This window comes from uncultured Kordia sp. (assembly GCF_947489565.1).
Taxonomy (GTDB): domain Bacteria; phylum Bacteroidota; class Bacteroidia; order Flavobacteriales; family Flavobacteriaceae; genus Kordia.
Genome location: NZ_CANLEA010000017.1, coordinates 45,692 through 61,222, shown reverse-complemented (window position 1 = coordinate 61,222; position 15,531 = coordinate 45,692). Strand labels below are relative to the sequence as shown.

The following is a 15,531-nucleotide window of genomic DNA, read 5'->3' as shown; positions in this document are numbered from 1 at the left end:
TTAAGCCCTTTTTTCAACCTATATTACAAACTTATTTTATTTAGTAAAACTCACTTTGTTTGTGTATTTTTGAATAATGCATACGCTACTAGATATACAAAATCTCACTATTTCTTTTAAAGACAATGAAGTAATTCATGGAATTTCATATACGGTTTCTTCTAATGAAATTTTAGGAATTGTTGGAGAATCTGGTAGTGGAAAATCGGTTTCTTCTTTGGCCGTTTTAGGTTTATTACCTACTAAAAATGTGACCATTACAGGTGATATTTTATATAAAGATCAAAACTTAACTTCGCTTTCTAATAAAGACTTTCAACGCTTGCGCGGGAATGAAATTTCAATGATTTTTCAAGAACCTATGAGCTCTTTGAATCCATCGATGACTTGTGGAAAACAGGTAGAAGAAGTTTTATTACAACATAAATTCTGCACAAAGAAAGAAGTAAAAGCAACGGTATTATCACTTTTTGAAAAGGTAAAGTTGCCACGAGTTGATCAAATGTACCGATCGTATCCACATCAATTGAGTGGTGGACAAAAACAACGCGTCATGATTGCCATGGCTATTGCTTGCAAACCCAAGTTGCTTATTGCAGATGAACCAACAACTGCGCTTGATGTAACGGTTCAGAAGGAAATTATTTTGCTGTTGAAAGAATTGCAGCAAGAAACTGAAATGGGCATTATTTTTATTTCACACGATTTGTCTTTGGTCAGTGAAATTGCCGATCAGATTGTAGTGATGTATCAAGGTGATATTGTAGAACGTGGAAAAACAACCACTTTATTTTCCAATCCTACACATGAATATACCAAAGCATTATTAAAGTCAAAACCTTCTTTAGAGGTTCGTTTGAAAAAATTGCCAACCATTCAAGATGTCTTAGCAGGTACCGTTTCGGATACTATTGTTTCTGCTACAGAACGAAAACGTCATCACGAGTCCATTTACGCAAAAGCGCCAATTTTGGAAGTCAAAAACGTATCAAAGTCGTTTTTTAGCAAAGCTGGCATCTTTGGCAAATCTACGGAAGTGAAAGCTGTAGACGACGTTAGTTTTTCATTATACGAAGGTGAAACCCTTGGTTTGGTGGGCGAATCTGGTTGTGGAAAATCGACTTTAGGAAATACCATTTTGCAATTGCATCAAGCAACAGAAGGTGAGATATTATATAAAGGACAAGATATTACCAAATTGTCTGCAAGTGAAATTCGAAGTTTGCGCAAAGAGATTCAGATCATTTTTCAAGATCCTTTTGCTTCACTGAATCCACGAATTCCTGTAGGATCTGCTATTTTAGAACCTATGAAAGTGCATGGTTTGTATGCCAACGATGCAGAGCGAAAAGAAAAAGTATTGGAATTGCTAAAACGTGTTGGTTTAGACGCTTCGTATTACGGAAGATATCCGCATGAGTTTTCGGGCGGACAACGGCAACGTATTGGAATTGCAAGAACTATTGCCTTACAACCAAAGTTGATTATTTGTGACGAATCGGTTTCAGCTTTAGACATTTCGGTACAGGCACAAGTGCTGAATTTACTGAATGAACTGAAAGATAATTTTGGCTTTACTTATATTTTTATTTCACATGATTTGGCTGTTGTCAAGTATATTTCCGATCAGTTATTGGTGATGAATGCTGGACAAATTGAAGAATTGGGCGAAGCCGATGCCATCTACGCCAATCCGAAATCTTCCTACACACAAAAGTTAATTGACGCTATTCCAAAGGGAATTTAAACCCGTCTTTTTCCTCTTATTAATTCCGTTTTTTCACGCTACCTCACATTTTTCTATTGATGAATCTTTGCATCGAACAAAAAATAGATACATCATGAAGAAAAAATCTTTAAAAAATTTAGCATTACGCAAAAACACAATTTCACAACTAGACAAACAGGCAAATATTAAAGGTGGAATTACAGGAACTTGGTTTTCTTGGATTTTTACAGATTGCCAACAAGAACCAGAACCACTTCCAGACTCTGTGTTTCCTCGTTGCAATAGTAATCATGGAGCTTGCCCAATGTAAGTTTCTATAAAAAACAGTCTAAAACAAAATTCATTAAAACTAATTATCATGAAAAAACAAACTTTAAAAAGTTTAGCCTTACACAAAAAAACGGTTTCTAATTTAGATCGTCTTAATGAGGTAAAAGGCGGAGCATCTGGAACTACAAGTTATTTGACAGATTTTCTTAAAACTTTAGTAATCGCTTGTCCAAAGCCACAAGAACCAGAACCGTTACCAGCATCCAATCCTGAAATTTGCACAGGACCTTATGGAAATTGTCCTATTAATATATAGGGATTTAATCTTATTAGAAAGCTATTTTATTACGACAATAATTTAGCTTTCTTTTAACTACGTTTCCTCTCGGCTACATTTGAAAATTCTGTATCTTTAAGAGATATGAGCTTAACTAGAGAACAAAAACGCACTTTTCGATCCCTTTTATTTAAACATCAAGATGGACTTGCCATTACTGCAACCATTGCCGTATTGGAACAACAGTTGGTTTTTGATTTTTTAGCAACCGCACAGACTACTTCTGTAGCAGCTATCTTGGAAAAGTTTCCGCAATTTCACGCAGGTTATTTGAATGTTTCCTTACGGAGTTTGGCTTCTCAGGGAATTTTAAAATATGAAGTCACAGCTGAAGAAGTTCGCATTGAAACGACTCCAAAGTTCACCAATTTTCAACGTCATATTGCTCATTACACAAATTTTAATACACTGTTTGCATATTATTATGACTTGTTAAAACAGCCGTATCAATTTCCATTACCAGATATGGATACCTTAATTTCATTTGCTACATATTGGTCAATCACCAAAGAAGCGATGAAAGCAGATAGTTATTTTCAAGAAGAAGTTGCGCTACATTTAGAAGGTGTTTTGTTAGCACCGTTACTTGTGTATTTGGGATATCATGCAGATTTAGAAACTATAGAAACCGCTACTTTTTTGGAAGATACTCCGCTTCAAAAAGTGTTACAGTTGTTAGAATTACATGACGGCACTTCCTTAACTACAAAAGGTTCATTTTTATTCGCCAAGAGTTACGCATATGGTGTTACCACTTCTTATATGCCAATTATGCGACATAAGGAAACTTATTTGACAGGTGATTTTCTACCTTTTTTCCAGCAAGATCATTTAGGCAATGAACAACATGTATTTAGAGGCATTAATGTTTGGGGAAGCGGCGGAAGTCATGCCACCTATTTTAATAAGTTTGATGCCGTTTTGGTCGATATTTTTAATAAGCCTTTGGACGAGCAACCTAAAGGAATTATAGATGTAGGTTGTGGAAATGGTGCTTTGTTAGAGCATATTTTTGATTTGATTTGGAACAAAACGCAACGCAAAGACGATTTAAGTGCCAATAAACTTATTCTGATTGGTGCCGATTATAATAAAGAAGCCTTGTTGAGTACCAAACGAAATTTAGAAAAAGCCAATGTTTGGGCAGAAGTCGTTTGGGGCGATATTGGAAATCCTGCAGAGATCGATCAGAAGTTACAAGAGTTGTATAATGTAAAATTGGAAGAGTTGCTCAATGTGCGTTCTTTCTTGGATCACAACAGACCTTTTAATGAACCATCGGGCAATTATACGGGTCATTTATTATCTACTGGAGCCTTTGCTCATCGTGGAAAGCAATTGCATAATAAGGACGTTGCACAAAGTTTGATAGAGCATTTTCAAAAGTGGAAACCGTATATTGAGAAACACGGTTTATTGTTTATTGAGTTGCATACGGTTGCTCCAAATACGGTAGCTATAAACTTAGGCAAAACACCTTGTACTGCGTATGATGTTACGCATGGTTTTTCGGATCAGTATATTGTGGAATTAGATGTGTTTTTGGATGCGATCGCTAAAGCGGGAATTACCATTGATCCGCTGCATTCGTATCATTTTCCAAGCGATGAAATTTCTACCATTAGTATTAATTTGATACAGTAATTTTTAGTAATAACACAACTTTCGCTGTATACAATAACCACAATGCCTATATTTGGATTTTGTAAGTAATTGAACAATGAAACCTACACCTTTAGCTTGGAGAAAATATCCTGAACCAAATGGAACAACGTATTTTACTGTAGATTTAATAGACAAGTCTAAAGTGATTCAATTATTTGATTTCTGTCAAATACTAGAAGCTTCAATTTGGGATACAGGTTGGAATTTTCTATTTGAGAATTATGGGTTAAATGAGATTCTTGAAATAGATACAGAAAGTGGATGGCTCAATGACGAAGATTTAGGAGCATGGATCAGCTCAATTTATTATAACTCATTCATATCTGGATTTGACCCGCAAAACATGGAGTATGGGAATTATTCCGATGAAAAAGGAACGTTTACAAACAAAGAAGGAGTAGAACGAGAAATTAATTGGAAGGAGATTTACGATTTAAAAAACTAAACTGCGTATAATAAAACCTAAACTTTATTAAAACAGAGTTTCACCAGAATATTAAAGATTCTAATCAACTTTTTTTGGGACGAGACAACATAAAAAAAGCCTTGAGAATTTCTCAAGGCTTTTGGTCTTCATAAGATAGGTTATTATTCTCGAATGAGTTTTTTAGTGGTTGTAGTATCGCCGTTACTTATTTGAATCAAATAGATTCCTCTAGGTAAGTTTGCAACATTTATAGTTTTAGTTGCAAGCACTCCTTCTTTTACATTTCTTCCTACTAAATCACGAATTACATACGTGCTTTGTTGAATTCCTTGATCTTTTAGAAGTAATTTAATTTCGTTACCTCGTACTGGATTCGGATAAATTGTTACGTTAAATACAATTGTATCATCTGTGTCATCTACAGTACTACTTATAGGATTGTCTCCTCTACTTGTAGCGCCACCAACACAGAAATTACTCGTTTCAGAACTTCCAAAAGAAGCTCCTGAAGCCAATACCGTTGATCCTTCATTTAATGAATACGAACCTGTTCCCCAACTACAGCACATTCCGTCTCCGTAACTATCTCTCACAATTAAACTATAGCATCCCGCAGGTAAGTTTTGATTAATTACTAAGGTAGAACCATCTGGTTGTGATCCGTACGTTCCGCCAGAAGCTACTATTTGATTGCTACTATTGCGTATTTCCCAACTTGTTTCTTCTGGATAGTTATCAAAATTAAGCGTTAACGTTACTCCTGTCGCCGCAGATAGTGTCGTTACATTTAAGGCAGCACTTGAAGCAGAAACATTTCCAGCAGCATCTTGTGCTTGTACTGTAAATGCATAGGTTGTAGCTTCTGTAAGTCCCGTTACATTTAGTGATGTTCCAGAAGTTGTTCCAATACTTACTCCATCTTGGAATACTTCATACCCTGTTACTCCTACATTATCGGTAGCAGCTGTCCAACTTAAAGTAGTTTCCGTTTGTGTGGTTCCAGAAGCTGACAATCCTGTTGGTATGCTTGGTGCTTGCGTATCTGGTCCGGCTGCTCCAACAACAACTGTATAATCTTCTACTTCTCCGTAAGTGAATGTTTCGCAAGAAGTTGGTATTCCGTTATATTTCATTGATACACGCATTCTTGTAGCTCCATCAGTTGCTGAGTTTGGAATTGTAAATGTTCCGCTTACTGGAGTATTTGTTGTTGCGGCTCTTGACCAAACTTGTTCTCCTGCATCTGTAAAATCACCATCTTGATTGTAATCTATCCAAACCGAATATCCTTCACTATATACCGTTCCTGTCCACGTTGGCGTTACTGTAATTGTATACGCTTGTGATTTTGACACATCGGTTGAAATTGATGTAAAATCAGTGTAAAACTGACCTCCAGAAGAATTATCAATCGTATTCAGTTGTACTCGACCAATATATTCATCATTGATATTGGTACTTTGAGAATCACAATAATTCAATTGAACACTTGTTGTTGTAAAGTTTGTAGATGTTGAATATGCTGAGTTACCACTTGTACATTTGCTACGTACTTGTACTTCGTATTCGGTAGCTGCAGCTAATCCTGAAAGCGATGTAGATGTTCCTGTTACTGCATTTGTAGTCCAAGAAGTTGTTCCTGTTGCACGGTAACGCACATCGTACGTTGCTCCTTGTACAGCATCCCAACTTACGGAAGCTCCAGCAGCAGTAATACTAGAAACTGTTACGCCTGTTGGCACTGTTGCATTACAAGTTACTTGTCCAGCAATGGTAAAGTTTGCATTTGAAATATCAAAGAAGATATGATTTGATCCTTTTACCATAATTCTATTTTGACTTCCTTGATTGTTTGGCACCACGATATCGTGCGATCCATCGTTCGTTACATTTGAAGCTAGCGTGATTGGATACGTATCTCCACCATCTGTAGATAATAAAATATCCACGTTTGCTGCGTTTACTCCATTTCCGGTAGTTCCTGCAACATTCCATGTTACTGTTTGTGTCGTTCCTGCATTCCAAGTTACAGCACTGTTTGGAGCATTGACTACAAATGGACCAGCAGTTCCGTTTACCGTAACCACCATATCGTCGCTATTATTTGCGGCTCCTCCTGCTCTGTTATCTCTTACTGTCAATCTAAAATTTAGCGTTCTGGCAACATTCGGAACAGCTTCCCATTGCCAAGAAGTTGCACCACTTTTTATAGTTGATAATCTTGGAAAGTATCTACTTGTTGATGTTGTTGGATTAAACGAACGAAATGCAACTCCAGAAGTTCCTGTCACACTTGGATAGGTCGTTGCTGCATTATTTTCATCCGATTGTTCCCAACAATACGTTAAGCTATCACCGTCTGCATCCGTTCCATTTCCTGTAAGTACAAATGGCGTTCCTTTTGGAATTGTATAGTTTGATCCCGCATCGGCAGTTGGCGTCGCATTTCCTGTAGCTGTATTTGTTTGACAAGAAGTACTTTTTACATAATTGGTTACTTGCTCAATAGAAAACCAGTGGAAATATGGATCACTGTTCGATTGTACATCCGTAGCTCCTGTAATTCCTGCATATCCCATAATTGTAGTACCACTTCCTGGTTCAAAATGTGCATTGGTTCCTTCGTTTCTAAAACTAAATGTATGGTTTGCTCCAAATTGATGTCCAAGTTCATGCGCTACATAATCAATATCAAACGGATCTCCTACAGGTGTGCTTCTTGATGTAAATGCACTTCCTTTTTGTCTGTTTACACATACACATCCTATACATCCTGCATTTCCGTTATCGGAAGCTCTGGCAAATAAATGTCCAACATCATAGTTTGCTTCTCCAATAACACTTGTCAATGTATTTTGTACTTGACTGTTAAAGCTTCCATTAGAATATGGATCGGTACTCGCATTCGTATAAATAACATCGTCATTATTTGCAATGACAACCATTGTTACATTAAAATCATTTTCAAACACACCGTTTACACGTGTCATGGTTGTATTGATAGCTGCCAATGCTCCAGCTTTTGTTCCGCCGTGGAATGCTGTATATTCTCCTGTGGTAGATACTGCTAATCTGTAGGTTCTTAGAGTTCCATCATCTGCATTTGGGCGTGCCGTAGTCGATTCAGTATTTAAAGACATATCATCTGTTACCTGACATTCAAAATCAGATAAAGAAGCCGATCTGTCTGCTCTTTCATACACCGTATAGGTAGTACGATCGTTTGAAATTGGCTCAATAAATACCGCTTTTTCCGACGCAGATAAGCGCATAGTTTGTATTCCTAAAGGAGATACACTGAATCGGATTACTGCTGTAGGATTGTCAATTCCTTGTCCTGCATACGATTTTATCCCTGGATATCTTGCTGCCAAATCTGGATGTAATACAGGTGCTTCAAAAATTTGAAAACGTTCCATTTCTCCTTTCGCATTTGGAAAGGAAAGTACAATATTAGAATTGCTGTTAGTTCCATCTCTTTGCGGGGCATTTTGCAAAGCACTTTTGAAACCGTCTAGATTTAAATCGAACACCTTTGTTGTGGGCAAATCTTTATTGTGTTCAACAATATTACTGTTTAATGATTTTTGGGAAGTAGACCAAAAATTTTGTCGTCCTTGCGCTTGTGCCATAGAAAAATGTAGCATAGCCGCTAGGACAATGAAAAGTAGGTTCTTTTTCATAATGTAAGAGTTAGGTTAAGTTTTTATAATTACTACAAAATCTAATACATTGAAATTAAAACGATTAGCCATTACTAGATCTGTGTAGTATTTATTTTACATGTAAATTTGTTAATTTTTTAACAATTCAACGATTAAAAGCATATTTTTTCGACGAAATACATAAAAATTATGGTTTTCATTGAAAAATACGCAATAAGCACTTTTATAAACTACTTACATTTTGAGCATAAAAAAACTCCCAAGTTTATAAGCTTGGGAGTTTTTTTATTTACTTTTTTCGTTTCTTCTTTTTAGAGACTTCTTCTGCCATGAGAAGTGCGTTATAGGCGTTGACTATTTTTCCTGATTTGGATAGGGAGCTAAATGGTATTTTCTCAGAAGGTTGTTTTTCTCCATAAGGATAAGGCTGTACTACATCAACATCAAAAGAAATACCTGATGCTAAAATAATTTCTTTTACTTCAATAGCAGATAAATTCGGATAGTGTGAACGAATTAAAGCTGCAATTCCTGCTACAATGGGAGAAGCATAAGATGTACCTGAATAATATGAGGATCGTTTTCTTGTTTGGCAATAAATTTTATGTCCTGGAGCAAAAATATCAACATTTTTTTGACTGTAATTTGAAGATAGCCAAACCATTGTAGAATCTGCCTTGTAGGAGCTTGCTCCTACCTTGATAAAGTTTTTTGCAAACTCACCATTTTCGTCATAGTCATCAGGGTAATCGAATTCTTTGCTTAAATCATAACTTTTGTTTCCAGCTGAAGATACAATTAACACGTCCTTACTTTCGGCATATTGTATCGCTTCTTTTAACCAATTAGGATGCATTGAAAATTCCTTACCAATACTCATATTAATAATTTTAGCACCATTATCTACAGCATACCGAATGGCTAAGGCAATATCTTTATCAAACTCATCACCAGAAACAGATATACTAACTGGCATTATTCTGATTAAATTACTTATTCCGTCTATACCTATATTATTTTTACGAGATGCAGCTAAAATTGACATAACTTGAGTTCCGTGATGTATTTTTTTAGTCCCTTGAATATTATTGTTTCCATAATCAATATCTAAAATATCGTGTATATTATCTCCTTGGATTTGCCTGTCATTATAGCTTAAATTTAATAGAGTATTTAATACATTAAATTCTCTATTTAAATATCTGTCAGTTCTTTTTTTACTAACTCTACCTTTTAAAAATGATTTCATATTGCTTATTTCCGATATTAGAATTGAATCCATAGTTGTTGCTTTTAAAGAATCCAATTGTGCAATCGTATAATTTTTTCTAGGAAAGTAATTAGCTAATACTGAATCTGCTTTGATAAAATTTCTATTAATTCTATTATATTTATCAATATTTTTTTGTCTTGTTTTTTTCTCTTTATCATAACGTTTAAGTGCTCTCAAATATTCATGAAACCATTTTTTCTGATTAGATGGAATGCTAGACAAAGGCATTCTCTTGAATAAAGAATCATATTTTTTTATAATCCTTGTGTACGAATAGCTAGAATTCGGAATTGCATCTCCAATTTTGGTATTTGCATAATTCCAACCTTGAATATCATCTATATATCCATTATTATCGTCATCAATATTGTTATTTGGTATTTCATCTTTATTAGTCCAGATTTGGTCTTTTAAATCTTCGTGATCTATATCCAATTCAGTATCAATTAAAGCTACTATAATAGTATCGGATTTTTTATTCTTTAAAAGTTTTTTATATGCTTTCTCTAAACTTACACCAAGAATAGAATCTTCAAAAATATCTTTGAAATACCAGTTTTGTTTTTCCTTTTGAGTAAGCGCTTGTTTTTTGGCAAAAGCTGATGTTATTATATGTGGCTTTTGCGCTATTTGCTTTGAAGAAGTGCAAGCTATGATAAGGAAAGAGCCCAGAATGATAAGAAGTTGTATTGGTTTCACTGATGTTGTTTTTAGGAAAATTACATGTTACTTTTTTCTTTTTTGCTTCTTTTTAGAAACTTCTTCTGCCAAAAGTAACGCATTATAAGCATTTGCTATTTTTCCTGATTTGGATAGAGAACTAAAAGGAACCAATTCTTTGTTATCTATATTTGGAGGTTTATTGACATTCCAATTGATAGCTACTCCTGAATTTAAAATTATATTTTTAACATCTGATGCAGAAAGACCGCTATAGTAAGAACGAATCAAAGCAGCAATACCAGATACTATAGGTGCTGAATAAGATGTTCCACTACTAAATCCGTAAGTATTATTAGGATAAGTAGTATAAACATTTTTACCTGGAGCAAAAATATCAACACTCTCTCTTCCATAATTAGAAGTGTAATGAACCAAATTTTCATCTAGTTGATAAGTTGAAGCCCCTACTTTTATAAAGTTTTTCAAAATTTCTGTATTTCCTTTATCAGTATCGTCTGGATAATTTTGCATTTCATCCAAATTATAACCTACATTACCTGCAGAAGTCACCACTAAAACATCTCTCTTTTCTGCATATTGTAAAGCTTTCATGACCCAATCTTGATGTAAAGAAAAGTATTTACTCGAACTAATATTGATTATTTTTGCACCATTATCTACAGCGTAACGAATTGCCAATGCTATATCTTTGTCTTGTTCATCTCCATAAGGCGATATTGCAATAGGCATAATTTTTACTAGATTGGTAACTCCTCTTATTCCTTTGTTATTATCTCTGTTTGCTGCAATTAGTCCTGCTACTTTTACAGCATGTGTATGCGCTCCATCTGTGTTATCTGCACTAATTTTATTATTACCATAAAGAGTGTCGTTAATGTCATTTACATCGTCTCCTATAATTTCTCTTTCTTCAAAATCAAGATTTAAATAAATATCTAAATAACGCTTTCTTAATTCAAGATCAGCAACATTTTTAATACTATCTTTTTTTAACCTAATAAGTGTTTGAATATTTTTCTCAACAATGCTACTAGTTGGTTTAAGATTTTGTAGAACTTCTATTGTAAGTTTAGTATTTAAATATTTTTTCCCTAATTGTTTATCCAAAAATATTTTTCTTCTTTTCTTATAATTTAACAACTTTATTCTTCTTTTTACGTATCCTAACTCTTCTGAATATTCTTGCTTTGCTTTTAAATATAATTTGAAGTTAATAGTATCTTTTACCTCATCAATACGTTTATTTTTGAATTTCTTATCAAATTTTCGCATGATTCTAACATATTCAAAATTTGCTCTGTACACTTGATCTCCTTTTGAGTTTCCAAGGAAATTCCAACCATTTATATCATCTATATAACCATTTTTATCGTCATCTAATCCATTATTAGGAACTTCATTAGGATTTTCCCAAATAAACTGCTTAATATCTTCATGATTTTTATGAATCCGCATATCAAGAACTGCAACTATAACAGTATCTGGACTTGCTTGAAGCTTTTCCAATTCTTGATATGCTTTATTCAAACTTATACCTGCAATACTATCCTTAATAATATCTTTATAATACCATGTCTGTTTTTCCTGTTGAGTAAGTGCTTGTTTTTTGGCAAATGATGATGTTATTATATATGGCTTTTGTACTATTAGCTTTGAAGAAGTGCAAGCTATGATAAGGAAAGAACTTAGAATAACAAAAAGTTGTATTGGCTTCACTGATATTGTTTTTAGAAAAATGATAAGCTACTTTTTTCTTTTTTGCTTCTTTTTAGAAACTTCTTCTGCCAAAAGTAACGCATTATAAGCATTTACTATTTTTCCTGATTTGGATAGGGAACTGAAAGGAACAAGTTCTTTTTCTTTGTTTGTAGATGGTTTGTTGACCATGATATTATATGATACACCCGATTCCATGATAATCTGTTTTACTTCTGCTGCGGTTAAGTTTGGGTAATATGAAAAAAGTAAGCTTGCAACTCCACTTACAACAGCAGAAGACAAAGAAGTTCCAGAATCTGTAGTTTCACCTCTTCTACTTAAACATGAAATCCTTGTTCCTGGAGCAAATATATCTACTTCTTCCTTTCCATAGTTTGAAAAGCTATTTATTAACTTTAAATTTAATCTATATGATGTATTTCCTACTTTAATAAAGTTTTTGACAAACTCAACACCATTATTTTTAGTATCATTTGGGTAGTTTTCAATTGTATCCAAATTATAACTATCATTTCCTGCGGAAGTTACAATTAAAACATTGTGCTCTTCAGCATATTTTATTGCGTCATATACCCATTCTGGATGTAAAGAGAAATCCTTTCCAATACTCATATTGATAATTTTTGCCCCATTATCTACCGCATATCGAATCGCTAATGTAATATCTTTATCGTGTTCATTTCCTAATACTGAAATACTCAAAGGCATTATTTTTACTTTATCATTAATCCCTTCTACTGAGGTATCATTTCTTTCTGCAGCAATTATTGAAGACATTTTAGTTGCATGACTAAATTTTCTTACACCCTGAACATTATTATTTCCATAAGGAAAATCATCTAAATCATCAGTATTATCATTTGTTAGATAGCGTTCTTTAAAATCAAAATTCAATTTGTACTCAATTATTTCTGAAAGCAATTCTCTTCTGTTTCTTATAGAACTTAACCTATGACTATATTTTTTATAAACTATTAAGTGTTGTAGTTTTTCTATTTCTTCCTCGTTTTTTAGTGTTTTTTTCAAAGAATCTAATCGTACTTTATCATATGGTTCCTTAATATTAGGAAGATATGATTTTAGGATATTCTCACCTTCTATATAACGATTTATCGCAATATCAAATTTTTCAATATCGCTGCTGACAGTTTTTAGTTTCTCATTGTATTGAGAATATGCTTTTTGATAAACTTTAAATTCATCTTGTTTATTTTTTGAAACTTCTTGTATAGAAGTCATGTTTTTAAACAGAGTATCATATTTTTTTATAATTCTCACATACTCAAAATGACTATAGGGAGCCTTGTCTCCCTTTTTACTTCCTACATAATTCCAACCATGAATATCATCTATATAACCGTTATTATCATCATCAATATTGTTGTTTGGAATTTCATTTTTGTTTATCCAAATTTGGTTTTTCATATCATCTTGAACAAGATCTAATTCAGTATCGATGACAGCCACAATAATTGTATCTCCCTTTTTTCTTTTTAAAAAATTATATGCCATTTGAAGATTAATACCAGGAATGGAGTCCTTGAAAACATCTTTAAAATGCCAATTCATTTTTTCTTTTCCCACAAGCTCTTTCTTTCTCTCAAAAGAAACTATATCTTTTTGTATAGCAGCAACTGTACAAATACAAGAGTCTATCAAAAAAAAACTTGACAATAATAAAATAAGTACCTGTACTTTTTCTTTAAATGACATATAATTCTATTTGTTAACAGGTTTGATCGTCCCTAGTTATACAATTAAGAATACTTCCTGTACATACATCCTCGTTATTAGATGTAGGACCGGTTTGAGTTGGCTCAAGACATTGATCTTTTTTACAACTATCTGTATCACAGAAATCCGTTTGACCTCCTCCAAACACTTTATTTGTATCGTTTACATTTGCAATTTTAACTTTTCCTAGTTTTAAAAATTTAATTTTTTTCATCTTAATTTGATATTTTAATTTGATTCAAAAGTAGTCTCTTCTTAGTTTAAAATAAAGAAATGCATTTCTACTTTCCGTGAAAAGAGAAATAAAAAAAACAAAAGTCACTAACTATCAAGACTTTATCTTTTTTAAAAAATAAGACACATTTAATCCTGTTTTCTTACTAAACGCTCTAGTAAAAGATTCTGTACTAGAAAAACCGGCTTCTATTGCTATAGCATTTATTGTATAATTTCTTAGAATATGATTATTATATAGTTCATCAACTATATATTCTATTCTCAAATTATTAATGTAATTTTTAAAAGTTTGAGATTTATAGTCATTAATTACTATTGATAAATACTTTGTATTTGTCTCTAATTTCTTTGCAAATGAGCTTAATGTTAGTTTAGGGGTTAAAAAAGTTTTATTTTTTTCAAATTCATCAAGCCCATTTAGTATATGATTTAGTGTTTTATTATCAATAGGAATCACTCTCTTTTTTCCCTTAGTCTTATTTAGGTCTTGATTAAGAGATTTTTCTTTTAAAGAAGAGATTATTTCTCTAAACTTTTTCTCATTAGATTTTTTTCTCCTGTAAATAGAAGTCAATAATACTAAAACTAATATTAAAGCCGCAACTAAAATATAAATCCCATATTTAAAATCTTTATTTTTTTTATTTAACTCAGAAATTAATATTTCTTTATTCGCAATTAATCTTGGAGTATCATACTCATAATGAAAAGTTCTAGAAACATTACGATATTCCCTATTAATAATAGTATCGACAACTAGTAATCTATCCATATAATAGAGTTGATTTTTTATATCTCCCTTTTTCTTATAATAATTAATTAATCCTTCGTAAGCTTTTCTTGGCTGTGGAATAATGTATTTTTTAAATTTAAATATACTGTCAACTTTCTTGTAATATTTAACTTTAGTTTCTTCTACTTTAGAAATTGAACCAAGATAATAGTATGTTATAGCCAAATTTGAGTAATCTTTATTAGATTTCAAAAAAGGTATCGATTTTAATAAACTATCTTTAGCTTCTATAAAATTACCTTTTCTATATTGCAATGCTCCTTCAGCCTGAGTAAAATATAGATGACTAAAGCTCTTTATTTTTTTTGCTAGCTTATAGCCTTTTTTATTAACAATTGAAGCTGAATCTTTCTTATTATTTGCGATATACGCAATACTTAAACCATAAAGAGTATTCAGATAGAGATCACCGAAATTTCCTTGCTCATCATAATATTTTAAATTTTTCTTAAAAATACTTAATGCTTGTCTAGGAGAGCCTATTTTTAATTTGAGTAAAGCTATATTATGACTTAAGACATAACTCGTTTCAGTACCTTTATCATGATAATATTTATTAGCTTTTAAATAACTTTTTAAAGAAGCACCATATCTACCTAACTTGAATAAAACTAATCCTCTATAAAATTGACCTGAGGCTAATTGTTTTTCTAATTTATACTCCATTGCATATAAGATACAACTATCTGTATACTTCAAAGCTAATTCTAGGTCATAATATGAAACTCTACACAAACGAATAAAACTATTTGCAATAGCTTTTTTATTTTTTAAAGATCTTGCTTTAGATAATGTGTATAAAGCCACTTCTTTTCCTGTTTCAGTTTTACCTAAATTTTTATTGTGATAAAAAATTTTCTTCAACTCTTCAAAATTTTTTCCTTCTAATGTATCTTTTAGAGAAGTTTGGGCATACCCTAGTAAAGAAAATGAACAATATAATATAATAATGGAGCAAAATTTAAACATATCATTCATTTTCAATAAGTTATATTTAT

The 15,531-nt window shown here is 32.5% G+C and carries 11 protein-coding genes; 5 read left to right on the top strand and 6 right to left on the bottom strand.

Annotated elements, in window-relative coordinates:
• Positions 1-76 precede the first annotated feature (76 nt).
• The 5 genes from Q0845_RS20580 (at position 77) to Q0845_RS20560 (ending at position 4,446) form a co-directional block, all read left to right on the top strand.
• Positions 77-1,747, top strand: a complete 1,671-nt coding sequence (locus Q0845_RS20580; RefSeq protein WP_298517188.1) for an ABC transporter ATP-binding protein — start codon at positions 77-79, stop codon at positions 1,745-1,747.
• Between the two features lie 94 nt (positions 1,748-1,841).
• A complete protein-coding gene (locus Q0845_RS20575; protein ID WP_298517186.1) occupies positions 1,842-2,039 on the top strand; it encodes a hypothetical protein in 198 nt (65 codons plus the stop codon).
• A 48-nt stretch (positions 2,040-2,087) separates the two neighbouring features.
• Positions 2,088-2,315: a hypothetical protein gene (locus Q0845_RS20570; protein ID WP_298517184.1), complete on the top strand. Its 228-nt coding sequence runs from the start codon at positions 2,088-2,090 to the stop codon at positions 2,313-2,315.
• Positions 2,316-2,420: 105 nt separating this feature from the next.
• Complete coding sequence (locus Q0845_RS20565) at positions 2,421-3,980, top strand: class I SAM-dependent methyltransferase (protein WP_298517182.1); 1,560 nt, start codon at positions 2,421-2,423, stop codon at positions 3,978-3,980.
• 76 nt (positions 3,981-4,056) lie between these two features.
• Positions 4,057-4,446: a hypothetical protein gene (locus Q0845_RS20560; protein ID WP_298517180.1), complete on the top strand. Its 390-nt coding sequence runs from the start codon at positions 4,057-4,059 to the stop codon at positions 4,444-4,446.
• A 143-nt stretch (positions 4,447-4,589) separates the two neighbouring features.
• On the opposite strand, the gene Q0845_RS20555 is transcribed toward Q0845_RS20560, so the two are convergent.
• From Q0845_RS20555 to Q0845_RS20530, 6 genes are all read right to left on the bottom strand, one after another.
• Positions 4,590-8,111, bottom strand: a complete 3,522-nt coding sequence (locus Q0845_RS20555; RefSeq protein WP_298517178.1) for a reprolysin-like metallopeptidase — start codon at positions 8,109-8,111, stop codon at positions 4,590-4,592.
• A 271-nt stretch (positions 8,112-8,382) separates the two neighbouring features.
• Entirely contained in the window at positions 8,383-10,065 is a 1,683-nt protein-coding gene (locus Q0845_RS20550) for a S8 family serine peptidase (protein WP_298517176.1), read from the bottom strand.
• A 27-nt stretch (positions 10,066-10,092) separates the two neighbouring features.
• A complete protein-coding gene (locus Q0845_RS20545; protein ID WP_298517174.1) occupies positions 10,093-11,766 on the bottom strand; it encodes a S8 family serine peptidase in 1,674 nt (557 codons plus the stop codon).
• A 27-nt stretch (positions 11,767-11,793) separates the two neighbouring features.
• The gene (locus Q0845_RS20540) at positions 11,794-13,482 is read right to left on the bottom strand and encodes a S8 family serine peptidase (protein ID WP_298517172.1); all 1,689 of its coding nucleotides are present in this window, start codon (positions 13,480-13,482) and stop codon (positions 11,794-11,796) included.
• Positions 13,483-13,495: 13 nt separating this feature from the next.
• Positions 13,496-13,717 carry a hypothetical protein gene (locus Q0845_RS20535; protein WP_298517170.1) on the bottom strand — a complete coding sequence of 74 codons (222 nt, stop codon included), beginning with the start codon at positions 13,715-13,717 and terminating at the stop codon, positions 13,496-13,498.
• A gap of 114 nt (positions 13,718-13,831) precedes the next feature.
• Positions 13,832-15,511: an AraC family transcriptional regulator gene (locus tag Q0845_RS20530; protein WP_298517168.1), complete on the bottom strand. Its 1,680-nt coding sequence runs from the start codon at positions 15,509-15,511 to the stop codon at positions 13,832-13,834.
• Positions 15,512-15,531 lie beyond the last annotated feature (20 nt).

Coding starts and splice junctions, on each gene's coding strand:
- Q0845_RS20580 (WP_298517188.1), top strand. CDS start 77: ATGCATACGCTACTAGATATACAAAATCTCACTATTTCTTTTAAAGAC.
- Q0845_RS20575 (WP_298517186.1), top strand. CDS start 1,842: ATGAAGAAAAAATCTTTAAAAAATTTAGCATTACGCAAAAACACAATT.
- Q0845_RS20570 (WP_298517184.1), top strand. CDS start 2,088: ATGAAAAAACAAACTTTAAAAAGTTTAGCCTTACACAAAAAAACGGTT.
- Q0845_RS20565 (WP_298517182.1), top strand. CDS start 2,421: ATGAGCTTAACTAGAGAACAAAAACGCACTTTTCGATCCCTTTTATTT.
- Q0845_RS20560 (WP_298517180.1), top strand. CDS start 4,057: ATGAAACCTACACCTTTAGCTTGGAGAAAATATCCTGAACCAAATGGA.
- Q0845_RS20555 (WP_298517178.1), bottom strand. CDS start 8,111: ATGAAAAAGAACCTACTTTTCATTGTCCTAGCGGCTATGCTACATTTT.
- Q0845_RS20540 (WP_298517172.1), bottom strand. CDS start 13,482: ATGTCATTTAAAGAAAAAGTACAGGTACTTATTTTATTATTGTCAAGT.
- Q0845_RS20535 (WP_298517170.1), bottom strand. CDS start 13,717: ATGAAAAAAATTAAATTTTTAAAACTAGGAAAAGTTAAAATTGCAAAT.
- Q0845_RS20530 (WP_298517168.1), bottom strand. CDS start 15,511: ATGAATGATATGTTTAAATTTTGCTCCATTATTATATTATATTGTTCA.